This window comes from Sphingopyxis sp. OAS728 (assembly GCF_014873485.1).
Classification (GTDB): domain Bacteria; phylum Pseudomonadota; class Alphaproteobacteria; order Sphingomonadales; family Sphingomonadaceae; genus Sphingopyxis.
Map to the genome: position 1 here is coordinate 3256593 of NZ_JADBDT010000001.1, position 12919 is coordinate 3269511.

11 protein-coding genes are annotated in these 12919 nt (G+C 68.3%); 4 read left to right on the forward strand and 7 right to left on the reverse strand.

All coding sequences use genetic code 11. The features are described 5' to 3' along the window. Positions 1–208: 208 nt before the first annotated feature. Positions 209–1117, forward strand: a complete 909-nt coding sequence (gene ubiA / locus GGC65_RS15435; protein ID WP_192647971.1) for a 4-hydroxybenzoate octaprenyltransferase — start codon at positions 209–211, stop codon at positions 1115–1117. A 2-nt stretch (positions 1118–1119) separates the two neighbouring features. On the opposite strand, the gene smc is transcribed toward ubiA, so the two are convergent. From smc to GGC65_RS15455, 4 genes are all read right to left on the reverse strand, one after another. Then, a complete protein-coding gene (gene smc, locus GGC65_RS15440; protein ID WP_192647972.1) occupies positions 1120–4563 on the reverse strand; it encodes a chromosome segregation protein SMC in 3444 nt (1147 codons plus the stop codon). Between the two features lie 137 nt (positions 4564–4700). Further along, complete coding sequence (locus GGC65_RS15445) at positions 4701–5441, reverse strand: thioredoxin domain-containing protein (RefSeq protein ID WP_192647973.1); 741 nt, start codon at positions 5439–5441, stop codon at positions 4701–4703. A 37-nt stretch (positions 5442–5478) separates the two neighbouring features. Next, the gene (locus GGC65_RS15450; protein WP_192647974.1) at positions 5479–6195 is read right to left on the reverse strand and encodes a thioredoxin domain-containing protein; all 717 of its coding nucleotides are present in this window, start codon (positions 6193–6195) and stop codon (positions 5479–5481) included. 17 nt (positions 6196–6212) lie between these two features. After that, positions 6213–6785 carry a DUF721 domain-containing protein gene (locus GGC65_RS15455; RefSeq protein WP_192647975.1) on the reverse strand — a complete coding sequence of 191 codons (573 nt, stop codon included), beginning with the start codon at positions 6783–6785 and terminating at the stop codon, positions 6213–6215. Positions 6786–6832: 47 nt separating this feature from the next. Here GGC65_RS15455 and GGC65_RS15460 point away from each other — a divergent pair, with 47 nt between their 5' ends. Genes GGC65_RS15460 through nudC form a run of 3 tightly spaced genes read left to right on the forward strand, consistent with a single transcriptional unit; the run spans position 6833 to position 9989 of the window. Beyond that, on the forward strand, positions 6833–7837 hold the full coding sequence (locus GGC65_RS15460) for an A/G-specific adenine glycosylase (RefSeq protein WP_192649563.1): 1005 nt from the start codon (positions 6833–6835) through the stop codon (positions 7835–7837). Beyond that, positions 7834–9120, forward strand: a complete 1287-nt coding sequence (locus GGC65_RS15465) for a serine hydrolase domain-containing protein (RefSeq protein WP_192647976.1) — start codon at positions 7834–7836, stop codon at positions 9118–9120. The genes GGC65_RS15460 and GGC65_RS15465 overlap by 4 nt, the downstream gene beginning before the upstream one ends. Continuing rightward, on the forward strand, positions 9120–9989 hold the full coding sequence (gene nudC, locus GGC65_RS15470; RefSeq protein WP_192647977.1) for an NAD(+) diphosphatase: 870 nt from the start codon (positions 9120–9122) through the stop codon (positions 9987–9989). Before GGC65_RS15465 ends, nudC begins: the two co-directional genes overlap by 1 nt. Here the strand turns inward: nudC and GGC65_RS15475 are convergent, their stop codons facing one another. The 3 genes from GGC65_RS15475 to GGC65_RS15485 form a co-directional block, all read right to left on the reverse strand. Continuing rightward, positions 9990–10382 carry a DUF2497 domain-containing protein gene (locus GGC65_RS15475; RefSeq protein WP_413052732.1) on the reverse strand — a complete coding sequence of 131 codons (393 nt, stop codon included), beginning with the start codon at positions 10380–10382 and terminating at the stop codon, positions 9990–9992. A gap of 105 nt (positions 10383–10487) precedes the next feature. Further along, on the reverse strand, positions 10488–11981 hold the full coding sequence (locus GGC65_RS15480) for a TolC family outer membrane protein (RefSeq protein WP_192647979.1): 1494 nt from the start codon (positions 11979–11981) through the stop codon (positions 10488–10490). Positions 11982–12016: 35 nt separating this feature from the next. Then, complete coding sequence (locus GGC65_RS15485) at positions 12017–12679, reverse strand: protein-L-isoaspartate O-methyltransferase family protein (RefSeq protein ID WP_192647980.1); 663 nt, start codon at positions 12677–12679, stop codon at positions 12017–12019. Between the last annotated feature and the right edge of the window lie 240 nt (positions 12680–12919).

The following is a 12919-nucleotide window of genomic DNA, read 5'->3' on the forward strand; positions in this document are numbered from 1 at the left end:
TTGTTGATTTCGGGTGCAACCAAGAGATTGCGTGGCTGCAAGAAATTTGCGGGACCGCTGGTTATTCTCGCCGAGGGAGGAGCAAAAGGCGCGTCTTTCGCCCTGTGGCTCCGTCTATTCGAACCAACGCGGCATCGGGGGATCCACCTCCTTGAAAATCCAATCGGCCATTTATCGTGCGCGCCGTGCCTGCTATCGCCCGCGCCAGATGACTGCCACCCATCCTCCCGATAGCCAGCTGCACGGATTCGTGGCGTTGTTGCCCGCCGCGGCACGCCCCTATGCGCTGCTTGCGCGGTTCGACCGGCCGATCGGCTGGTGGCTGCTCTTTTGGCCCTGCGCCTGGGCGCTCGCGCTCGGCGGCGGCGCGGTCAGCCACTGGCCCTTGTTCCTGTGGCTCCTGATCGGCGCGATCGCGATGCGCGGCGCGGGATGCGTCTATAATGATATCGTCGACCGCGATCTCGACGCGAAAGTGGCGCGGACCGCGTCGCGGCCGGTCGCGAGCGGGGGGGTGTCGGTGCGCAACGCGCTGCTGTGGACATTGCTGCTGTCGCTCGTCGGGCTGCTCGTGCTGCTCCAGCTGCCGCGCCCGGCGCAGATCGTCGCGCTCGCCAGCCTGATCCTCGTCGCGGGCTATCCCTTCATGAAGCGCATCACCTGGTGGCCGCAGGCGTGGCTGGGGCTGGTGTTCAGCTGGGGCGCGCTCGTCGCTTGGGTCGCGGTTGGCGGGCAGGAGGGGCTGGCGCTGCCCCTTCTCTATGCCGGCTGCATCGCATGGGTGATCGGCTACGATACCATCTATGCGCTGCAAGATATCGAGGACGATATGCTGATCGGCGTGAAGTCGAGCGCGCGTGCGATGGGGCGGCATGTGAAGGGCGGCGTCGCTTTATGCTATGCGGCCGCGCTCGCATGCTGGGGCGGCGCGCTGTGGGCGGTGCGGCCCGATCCGCTGGTGCTGGTCGCACTGCTGCCCGCCGCGGTGCATCTGACGGGCCAGGTGGTGACGCTCGACCCGGCGAATGGCGAGGATGCGCTGGCGAAGTTTCGTAGCAATCGTTTTGCGGGGCTGCTGATTTTCGCGGCGATGCTCGTCGTGGGCATGGCGCCCTAACCTTATTCGGCCGCGAGCAATTCCTCAGCGCCGCCGAGGTCGACCGACACGAGGCGCGACACGCCGCGTTCGACCATCGTGACCCCGAACAGGCGGTGCATCCGCGCCATCGTCACCGCATTGTGCGTGACGATCAGGTAGCGCGTGTTGGTTTCGCGGGCCATGCGGTCGAGCAGGTCGCAGAAACGCTCGATATTGGCGTCGTCGAGCGGCGCGTCGACTTCGTCGAGGACGCAGATCGGCGCGGGGTTGGTGAGGAAGAGGCCGAAGATCAGCGCCACTGCGGTCAAGGCCTGTTCGCCGCCCGATAACAGAGTGAGCGTACCGAGGCGCTTGCCCGGCGGCTGCGCCATGATTTCAAGCCCGGCCTCGAGCGGGTCGTCCGAATCGACGAGTTCGAGATGCGCCTGCCCGCCGTTGAACAAGGTCGTGAACAGCCGCTGGAAATGGGTGTTCACTGCCTCGAACGCCGCGAGCAGGCGGACGCGGCCCTCGCGGTTGAGGTTGCCGATCGAGCCGCGGAGGCGGTGGACGGCCTGCGTCAGTTCCTCGATCTCGGCGGCGTTCTTCTCGCGCTCGGTGTCGAGTTCGGCGAGCTCGTCGGCGGCGACGAGGTTGACGGGGCCGAGCCGTTCGCGGTCGGCGACGAGCCGGTCGTGCTGCGCCGATTCGGCATTGGCATCGCTGACCGTATCGCCGTCGAACCCCGCCTTTTGCGGGAGCAGCGGCGGCGGGCATTCGAAGCGCTCGCCCGACAGCCGGCCCATTTCGATGCGACGCTGCTCGGCATTTTCGGAGCGCGCGATGGCGCCCGCGCGGGTTTCGCGTGCGGCGGCGACGCGTTCGCGGATGGCATTGAGCGCGGTTTCGGCTTCGCGCAGCGCGGCCTCGGCGGCGCGCTCCTGCGCCTCGGCGGCGGCGACCTTCTCGCGCAGCGCCGCTTGCTGCGCTTCGGCGGCGGCGCGCTGTTCGGCAAGCTTCGCCGGGGCGTCGGCGAGCTTGGCGGCTTCGTCGGCGAGCGCTTCGGCGCGCTTGTCCATTTCGGTCACGCGGCGCGCGGCCTCGCCCGCGCGCGCCTTCCAGCTCTTGATCTCGGCGCTGACGACCGCTTGCCGCTCGCTGAGCGATGCAAGCGTACGCTCGTGCGCGGCAAGGGCATCGCGCGCGGTGTTCGCGTCGGTCCGTGCGCGTTCGGCGGCCTGCTCTTCGGCATCGAGCGCGGCGCGGGCGATGCTGTCGTCGGGCAGCGCAGCGAGCGCGGCTTCCTGCACGGCGAGCGCGTCGGCGGCTTCCTTTGCGGCGTCGGCGATTTCGGCGAGGCGGCGGTCGAAGAGCGCGGCGGCGTCGCGATGGCGGTCGAGCGCGGCCTGCGCCTGATCGGCGGCGCGCAGCGCGGCGCGGCGCGCTTCATCGGCCTGCGCCAGCGCCTTGCGCGCGGCGGCGGCGGCTTCGGTCAGGGCCGAGGCCTTGGCGGCGGCGGCATCGCGCCGGTCGCGCAGATCCTGCACGCCGAGTTCGACCTGCGGACGCTGCGCCGCGAGTTCGTCGAGGCGGTTCTGCCGTTGCAGCCGCTCGGTCGCCGTGGCGCCGTCGCCGCGCGTCACGAAGCCGTCCCAGCGGCGCATCACGCCGTCCAAGGTGACGAGGCGCTGGCCGACCGCAAGCGGCTGGCCCGTATCGGCGTCGGCGACCGCGACCTGCGCGAGACGGCGCGCCAGCGCGGCGGGGGCCTTTACATATTCGGCCAGCGGCCCGGTGCCGGCGGGCAGCGACGGGTCATCCTTTGTCGCATCGGCGCCGCCCCAGCTGCGCGCGGCGTCCCGGTCGGTCCCGGCGTCGAGATCGTCGCCGAGCGCGGCGGCGAGCGCGGCTTCATAGCCCGGCGCGACGCGGAGCTGGTCGAGGATGCGGTCGGCATCGCTGCGCGCTGCGGCAAGCGCGCGTTCGAGCGTCGACGCCTCGCCCTCCAGCGCAGCGAGCGCGGCGCGCGCCTCGGCGAGACCGGCTTCGATGCCGGCGAGGTCTGCGGCGGTCGCCTCGCGATCGGCCTCGACCTCCTGCAGCGCATTTTCGGCGGCGCCGATCGCGGCTTCGGCCGCCTCGGCTGCTTTCACGCTGTCGGCATGCGTTGCGGCGAGCGCTCTGCTGTCGCCTAGCGCGGCAACCTCGGCATCGACGCGCGCCTTGTCCTGGGCCACGCGCCGCACGGCCGCCTCGGCACTGTCGCGCGCCGACACGGCGATCCGCCGGTCGGCGGCTTCGCTCGCCGCCTTGGCGCGAGCCTGCGCCAGCGCGACTTCGGCATCGCGGAGGCGCGCCTGCGCGGCGAGGTTCGCTTCGGCGAGCGCGGCCTTGCCCGCATCATGGCCGGCGATCTCCTGCGCCAGCGATTTTGTTTCGGTGTCGAGCGCGGTCAACGCGGCATGCGCCTCCCGTGCAAGCTCGCCCTCGTGCGCGCGGTCGTCGGCGATGCGCCGTTGCTGCGTCGCCAGATCGTCGAGCCGCTGGAGCGCCGCGCGCTCCTCGCCCTGCAAGCGCACTTGGGTTGCGGTCGCCTCGGCCAGCGCATCGCGCTGCGCCTGCGCATCGCTGCGCGCCGCGGCGACGCGTGTCGCAACCTCGGTCTGCGCCTTCGATATCGTTTCGAGCTCGTCCTGCGCGGTCTTGACCGCGGCTTCGGCGGCATCGGCGTCGCGGCGTGCCTGATCGGCGGCGGCGGCGGCATCGCGCCAGCGGGCGTAGATCAGCCGCCCCTCGTATATGCGGATATCGTCCGAGAGCTTCTTGTATTTCTCGGCTGCGCGCGCCTGCCGACGCAGCGCATTGGCGCGCACCTCCATATCGGCGACGATTTCGGACAGGCGGGTGAGGTTGGTTTCGGTTGCGCGCAGCTTCTGCTCGGCGTCCTTGCGGCGCACATGGAGCCCGGCGATCCCCGCGGCTTCCTCGAGCATCGCGCGGCGGTCGGTCGGCTTGGCGGCGATGACATTGGCGATCTTGCCCTGGCTGACGAGCGCGGGGCTATGCGCACCCGTTGCGGCGTCGGCGAAGATCAGTGCGATATCCTTGGCGCGCACGTCGCGGCCATTGGCGCGATAGGCACTGCCCGCGCCGCGCTCGATGCGGCGGATGACCTCGAGGTCGTCGCCGTCGGCGGCGTCCGACAGGCCGGCGACGAGTGCGCCCTCGGTGTCGCAATGGAGCGCGACCTCGGCAAAGTCGCGCGCGGGGCGCGACGAGGTGCCGGCGAAGATCACATCCTCCATCCCGCCGCCGCGCATCGATTTGGCGGAGGATTCGCCCATCACCCAGCGAATCGCTTCGAGCAGGTTCGACTTGCCGCAGCCGTTCGGGCCGACGACGCCGGTCAGCCCGGGCTCGATGCGCAGTTCAGTGGGTTCGACGAAGCTTTTGAAACCGGTCAGGCGCAGCCGTTTTATCTGCACGGAACGCCCCCGTGCAGCTCATCGAATCGGAGCCGGTGCAACCTTGTCGTCACATATCCCCCATGCAGCCGTCATGCCGCGCAGCGGGGGGAGTCGCAAGGGGGGTAAGGTTAACTCGCCCCCCTTGGAAAATTCGGTCAGCGTGCGCCCATCGTGCGCAGGCGATCGCGGAGTAGACCCCAAGCGGCGACGCCTTCGGCGACCTTGCCGTTGATGATGAAGGTCGGCGTGCCGGTAATCTGATATTTCTCGACCCCGGCGTTGGTGCCCTTTTCGATCGCCTCGACATTTTCGACCTTGGAGAGGCACGCTTGTATCGTCGCGGCGGGAACGCCGCGCTGCTGATAGAATTGATCGATACCCCAGCCCTTGGCGAGCGCGACGAAGCGCTGCGCGGGGGGCAGTTTCATGGCGTCCTCGATCCCCGGCTGCGGCTTCGACGCGCCAGCGATGAACGCTTCATGCTCGAGGAAGGTCGCGTCGGCGAGCGGGAAGAAGCGGTCGGGGCCGGCGCATTTGACGATCGCGCCCGAGATGGCGTCGACCGGGTGGAGCATGAACGGGGTCAGCTTGTACGAGACGCGGCCGGTGTCGACGAAATCGCGCTTCAGTTCTTCGTGCGAATCCTGCGCGAATTTCGCGCAATGGCCGCAAGTGAAGGCGCCATATTCTTCGAGTTTGATCGGCGCGTCGGGATTGCCCATCACGACGCCGTCGCCGTCGACGCGCACGACCTGCGACCAGCTCTTGCCGGCGGGGGGCGCGACCTTGGCAACCACGTCCTGTTCCTTGGCGGGATCATCCGCGCCGCCGCCGCAACCGGCGAGGGCGAGCGCGCCAAGCGACGACAACAGGGCGATACGAAGCGATGCGTTCATCTTTTTCTTTCTCCACGGAAACGGGAATGCGGGGCTTTTAGGCGGCCTTGATCGCGAGGTCGAGTTTCGATTTGAGCGCAGGCCAAGCGGTGACGCCGGCGTTGCGGCCATTGACGAAAAAGCTCGGCGTGCCTTCGACGCGGTCGGCGTTGAGGCCGATGTTCGTCATACCGGTGAGTTCGGCCTGCGCCACTTCGCTGTCGAGCGCGGCGTCGATCTGCGCCTGCGTATAGCCGCGCGCGCGCATCAGCGCGGTAAGGCCGGTGCCGGCGGCGATCTTCCGCGCGCGCTCGCCGGTGGTGCCTTCGAACCAGCTCGTCTTCTGCGCCTCGGTCGCCTTCTGGATCTTGGCGATCAGTGCGGGGAAATTGGCGAAGAGTGCCTGATGATTGCCCGCGAACGCCTTGGGCCCGCCGCACCGGGCGAGCAGCGCGGCGGTCATGTCGACCGGATCGCGCACGAGGTTGCGATATTCGAACAGCACGAGCCCGCGATCGACATAACCGGTCTTGAGCGGCAGCGTGCCCGCCTTGGCGAAGTCGGCGCAGACGTGGCAGGTGTAGCTGAAATATTCGACGAGCCTTACCTTCGCGGCAGGGTTGCCGACGAGGAAGGCCCCGATCGGGGTGGTCGAGACGGTCTGCGACCAGAGCGTGGGTTTCGCGGGGGTTGCTGCGATCAGGCCGAGCGCAGCGCCCGAGAGCGCCAGCACCGCCGCGCGGCGATCGAGAAGCGGTTCGTCAAAAGCGGACATCGTCGGCCGTCTTTCCTTTAGCTTATGCGAGGTAGCTTGGGCGTCGCCGCCAGTCCTGCCGCCATGCGTTCGAGCACGGTGCGCAGTTCCGGGTCGCCGATGTCGCGCAGGCTGTCCCCCAGTTCGGCGGGTACCGGTTTCAGCATTGCCGGCGGCTGAACGGGCGCGGCGGGGGTGACCTGGCCATGCGTCATGCGGACCTGCGCGACGGCGGCATAGCCGAAGAAGCGGTTGACCGCGCCGATGATGTCGGGCGCGACATGTTGCAGCATCGGCGCGTGCGCCCCGCTGATCGTCAGGTGGAGCGTGCCGCCGGCTTTCTGCCCCGCGGGGAAACGGATCATCGCGGGCTGGGTAACATCGGCCAGCTTGTCGCCGACGATCTCGCGCCAGCGGCTGACCACCGAGCTTTGGACAAAGCCGAATTTGCGAAAGGCCGCGCGACCGATTTCGGGCACGAGGTCGGAGACCATGCGCGCCTCGCCGCCGCGCGGGCGCTCATAGGGACGCGCGGGCGCCTTTGCGGCCTTGGCCGTTCGCTTCGCCTTTGCCTTGGGGGCCGGCCGATCCTCTCCCGCGTCTTTCGCCATGTCCGGCGCCATGCCATAGGCGGGGGGTGAGCGTCCAGACTTCCGACATGGCGAGCGATTTCGCGGAACGACTGCTCGGCTGGTACGACCGGTCGGCGCGCGCGCTGCCGTGGCGCATCGCGCCGCGCAGCGGCGGCGAACCCGATCCCTATCGCATCTGGCTGTCCGAAGTGATGCTGCAGCAGACGACGGTCGCCGCGGTCGCGGGCTATTTCGCGCGCTTTACCGAACGCTGGCCGACAGTCGCCGACCTCGCCGCGGCCGACGATGCCGACGTGATGGCGGCGTGGGCGGGGCTTGGCTATTATGCCCGCGCGCGCAACTTGCTCGCCTGCGCGCGCGAGGTCGTTCGCAAGCATGGCGGGCGCTTTCCCGACAGCGAGGCGGGGCTGCGCGCGCTGCCCGGGATCGGCGATTATACCGCGGCGTCGGTTGCGGCGATCGCCTTCGGGCGTCCGGCGGTTGTCGTCGATGCCAATATCGAGCGCGTGATCGCGCGCCACCGGCTGATCGAAACGCCGCTGCCGATGGCGAAGCGCGAGATCCGCGCGGTGCTGGAACCGTTGGTGCCCGATGACCGCCCGGGCGATTTTGCGCAGGCGTTGATGGATCTTGGCGCGACGGTCTGTACGCCGCGTGCGCCCGCTTGCGCCATCTGCCCGCTGATGGCCGACTGCCGCGCGCGGGGGCGGGGCGATATCGAGCGCCTGCCCGTCAAGCCGCCGAAGAAAGCGAAGCCGCATCGCCACGGGCTCGCGCACTGGATCGAGCGGGACGGCAAGCTGTGGCTCGTCCGCCGGCCCGACAAGGGCATGCTCGGCGGGATGCGTGCGCTTCCGGGGGGCGACTGGAGCGATACGCCGTCCGAGTCGGGCATCGTCAGCGTCGACCATGGCTTCACCCATTTCGACCTGACGCTCGCCTTGGTGCGACGCGGCGCCCCCGATGCCGCAGCGGAAGGCGAATGGTGGCCGATTGCGGAGCTTGACGCGGCGGGGCTGCCGACGCTCTATCGCAAGCTGACCGACAAGATGCTGGAGAGAGATGCATGAATATGATGGTGTCGCGCCGCGCGCTGATGGGCGGAATGGCGCTGGCGGGTGCAGGGGCGCTGCTGCCGCGCGCCGCACTGGCGTGGAAGGTCGACGGCGCCGCGCTCTATCCCGCGACCAATGCGTTTATCAAAGGCTTCGTCGACCGCCGCGAACTCGCGGGTACGCTCGCCGCGATCGGCAAGGGGCAGGAGGCGGCAGTGTTTTTCGGCGCCGGGGTGCAGTCGAACGATTCGGCGACGCCCGTCGGGCCCGACACTTTGTGGCGCCTCTATTCGATGACCAAGCCCGTCACCGGAATCGCGGCGATGCTGCTGATCGAGGACGGCAAGATGAAGCTCGACCAGCCGATCGCCGATTTCCTGCCCGCCTTTGCGAATATGAAGGTGCAGAATGTGCCCGACGGGTCGATCACCGACGTGCGTCCCGCGAAGGGCCCGATTACGGTGCGCCAGCTGCTCACCCACACCGCGGGGCTCGGTTACAATATCATCCAGAAGGGGCCGATCAAAAAGGCCTATGACGACAATGGTATCGTCGGCGGGCAGGCGAGCCGGCTGCCGATCCCCGGTTTCGCGCCGGTAACCCCCGCGCCGAGCCTTGCGGTCATGGCCGACCGGCTCGCAGCGCTGCCGCTTGTCTACGAGCCCGGCACCAAGTGGAGCTATTCGATCGGGCTCGACCTGATGGGGCGGTTGATCGAGGTCGTGTCGGGGCAGGCGTTCGATGCTTTCCTGAAGGCGCGGTTGTTCGACCCGCTCGGCATGACGAGCACGAGCTTCATGGTCGCGGCGAAGGATGTCGGGCGCTTTACCAGCAATTATGCGCCGTTCGGCGGCGCGCTGATCCCCTTCGATCCCGCGGCGAGCTCGATCTATCTCGACCCGCCGCCCTATCCGTTCGGCGGCGGCGGGCTGGTGTCGAGCGCGCGCGATTACGACCGCTTCCTCGCGATGCTGCTCGGTGAAGGCGAAACCGGGGGCGTGCGCGTGATGAAGCGCGAGACGGCGCGGCTTGCGATGTCCAACCTCCTCGCCGACAGCGTCGACCGCAAGGGGACGTTCATCGACGGGCAGGGCTTCGGCGCGGGCGGGCGCGTGTCGCTGCCAAGCTCGCCGGGCGGCGAGGGGATTTTCGGCTGGGCGGGCGCTGCGGGCACGATCGGCTTTGTGCATCGCGGGCTCGGCTATCGCGCGGCGGGCTATACGCAGATCATGCCGCCCGACGCGGTGTCGTTCCAGGGCAAGTTCGGCGAGACCTTCTTCCAGGATGTGACGCGCTGATGCCTTTGCCGCTCGGTTTCACCGGCGCGTGGCTCGACCGTGCCGATCAATTGCGGACGAATGCGGAAGCCTTTGCCGCCGCGAGCGCCGATCCGCGCGCGGTGTGCCTCGTCCTCGACGGCATCGACTTCGTGCCGGGCGAGGGCGGCGGTCTCTCGTGGGAGCCGCTCGACGCGGCCGATGATCGCGCGCTGATGCTGCTTGGCATCGACGCCGCGGGAATCCCGCATTTCGTTCGTGAGGCTGCGCAGGGCGCGCGCATCGACGCGCGGTCGCGCACGGTGATGCGGTTGCTGCCCTTGCTGTCAGGGGCCGATGCGGCGCTGTATGGCGGTGCGCGCAGCCTTGTCGACTGGCACGCGCGGCATCGGTTCTGCGCGGTGTGCGGATCGCCGACCGCGCTGTTTCGCGGCGGCTGGGGGCGGCGCTGCGGCAGCTGCAATGCCGAGCATTTCCCGCGCGTCGACCCCGTCGTGATCATGCTGGCGGAATGCGACGGACGCGTGCTCGTCGGGCGGCAGGGCGGTTTCCCGCCGGGCTTCTTCTCGGCGCTCGCGGGGTTCGTCGAACCCGGCGAATCGCTCGAGGAAGCGGTCGCGCGCGAATTGTTCGAGGAGGCGGGCATCCGCGTCTCGGACGTGACTTATGTCGCGAGCCAGCCCTGGCCCTTCCCTTCGTCGCTGATGATCGGGTGCCGTGCGGTCGCGAAAGACCCCGCGCTGACGCTCGATACGACCGAGATCGAGGCGGCGATGTGGGTCGACAAGGCCGAGGTGCGCGCGGCGCTCGCCGGCGACATGGGCGCGCCCTTCATGGCTCCGCCGCCGCTGGCGATCGCGCGCTACCTGCTGGAGGATTGGGCGGGCTAATCAGCCCTGCTTGTTCGTAATCCTGCGGATTTCCTTGGCCACCATCGTCTCGACGAGCGCGGGCAGATTGGCGTCGAGCCATTCCTTGAGCATCGGGCGGAGCGCGTCGAGGACGACATCCTCCATCGTGCGGCCGGCAACGGTCGGTGCGGTGACGGTCGCGGCGGCAACGGCGGGTGCGACGGCAGCGGTCAGCGCTTCGAGCGACTGGCGCGCGGCGTCGGCGCTGGCTTCGGAGACAAGCTCTTCGGCGGCGGGCGCGGCTTCGGCCGAATCCTCCTCGTCTTGGAGGTCGAGAATGTCGTCGGCTTCGGGGACGCGGATTTCGCGCGCCGAACCGGGCGCCTCGTCACGAGCGATTACGCGCCGAATCGACGACAAGATATCTTCCATCGAAGGTTCCCGCGACATATCGCCCATAACCCAACCCCCTAAACCATCGCGATTACCGGATGGTTAACCGTTCCCTTACCGATTTGCGGGGCGATTCGCCAAGCTTTATTGTGGCGTCAGCGAGGGCGGGCCGACGGGTACGCTGGCGGTTGCCGCCGGGACGGCGCGCGTGTCGGTCGCGACCTGCTGCGGCTCCGGATCGTCGGCCCAATCCCAGATCTCGCCTCGCACGCGCTTGTAATTGACTTCGGGATCGTAAAGCGCGCCGCCACCGATGCCGAGGTCGCGCGCTTCGGCCTTGCCCATTGCGGCGAGAACCGAGAAGGCGGCGACATAGGAGTTGCGCTGCGCCGACACGAGCTGGACCTGCGTGTTCAGATATTCCTGTTCGGCGTTCAAAATGTCGAGGATCGACCGCGTGCCGACGCTGTTTTCGGCGCGTACGCCCTCCAGCGAGAGCGCGTTGGCGCTCACCGCCTGCTGCGTTGCGGTGATGATCCGTTCGTTTGCCTGCCACGCGGCATACGCGCCCCGCGTCTGTGCGATCACGCCGCGTTCGGTTTCGACATATTGCTCGATCGCCTGGCTGCCGCGCGATTGCGCCTGGCGCACCTGCGCCGAGCGGCGCCCGCCGGTGAAGATCGGCAGCGTTACCGAAACGCCTGCAGCGGCGGCGGAGGTTTCCTGCGTCACGCCGACGCCGGTGACGCCGCTGTTCAGCGAGCCGAGGTAATTGTTATAATTGCCGCTGAGCGTCGCGGAGAGCTTCGGTGCGCGCGATGCCTTCGCGGCGCCGATATCGGCCTTCGACGCATTGACCAGCTGATTCGCCGCTTCGATGTCGGGGTTGTTGGTCAGCGCGATCGCCACGGCTTCCTCGGCGTTCGCGGGCAGGTTCGGCAGCGCCGGCGGCGCCTGCAGGTCGGTCGGCGCGTCGCCGACGAGCCGGATATAGGATTCGCGGCTGCCGATCAGGTTCGCCTCGGCGTTGCGCAGATCGCCTTCGGCGAGCGCGAGCCGCGCCTCCGACTGGGCGACGTCGGTGCGCGTCAGGTCGCCGATCTCGAAACGATCGCTCGTCGCCTGCAAATTGGTGCGCAGGACCGAGACATTCTTCTGGTTGAGCTGGACGATCGCCTGATCGCGGATGACGTCCATATAAGCGCCGACGGTCTGCGAAAAAACGCTCGCTTCGGTCGCGCGAAGGTCGGCCTGCCCGGCTTCGACGCGAAATTTGGCGGCGCGCACGGCATTGCGGACCGCACCGCCCTGATAGATAGGCACCGACAACTGGCCCGACCCCGTGATCGAGCGCATCGGCGAGTTGAAGCTGTTGCCCGGGGTGATGATATTTTCTTCGTAGTCGGCGCGGGTGTTGACCTCGGGAAGGCCGAAGCTCTTCTGGATCGGTACATTCTCGTCATTCGCGCGCTGTCCCGCGCGAGCGCCGGTCAGCGTCGGGTTATTTTCATAGGCCTTGGCCAACGCGCCCTGCAATGTTTCGGCCTGCGCCGCCGCGGGCAAGATCAGCGCACCGATCCCGAGGCCGGCGAGCCAGCTGGACCGGCGACGGGGCTGTTTCTTATCGTTGTCATTCATAAAGATGTCAGCCCCGCAACAGGAAGAAAATGGTCTTAAAACTGGAAGCCCGCCGGTGCGGCAAAGCCCGGCAAGGGCGCGACGTCCATGTCGGCAAAGCTGCGCAGCGCGACTGCGCCGCCGGCCTTCACGCCCTCGACGAGCCGCGTCACCGCGCCTTCGCGCCGCGCCGCCACCAGCCGGCCGCCGTCGGCGAGCTGCGCAATGAGAGCGTCCGGCAAAGTTTCGATCGCGCCTTCGATGATGATGCGGTCGAACGGCGCGGCACCCGGTGCACCTGCGGCCAAGGGGCCGGCAACCCAGTGGATATTGTCATGGACGATCGCGCCCTGCGCAGTGGCCATCAACGCGTCCTGTTCCTCGACAGCGTGAACTTCGGCGCCGAGCAGCGCGAGCAGGCGGGCGGTATAGCCCGTCGCGCTGCCGACCAGCAGCACGCGTTGGCCGGGACGGATCGCCGCGGCGACGAGCATGCGGCCGGTAACCAGCGGTGCGTTCAGGACGCGGCCATGTCCCAGCGCGATCGCGCGGTCCATGTAGGCGACGCTGGCGAGCGCGGCGGGCACATGCGCCTCGCGCGGTGCCGCAGCCATCGCGCCGATGACAGCAGGGTCGATGACGTCGTTGGTCCTGAGCTGGCTGTCGATCATGGCAGAGCGCATCTCTGCCGTCGTGATTTCGCTAAACTTCGTCGCCATCAGCCTTTTCCAATTCCCTGGAATATGAACCTTTGCGGGGCAGCTTTAGCCGAAGCAATGCTGTATTGCAATAGTAATACAGCCCCGCAGCCGCATTGTCGCCGCGCATAGCTGTCAATGGGGATGCCGCCAACCCTCATCGCGCGGTATCCGGCGTGTCGGATGACATGGCTTGGGCGAATCCTTGACAAGCCAGCCAAAGCCCCTCACTAGCGGCGCCGTCCAACACCCGGCCCGTCC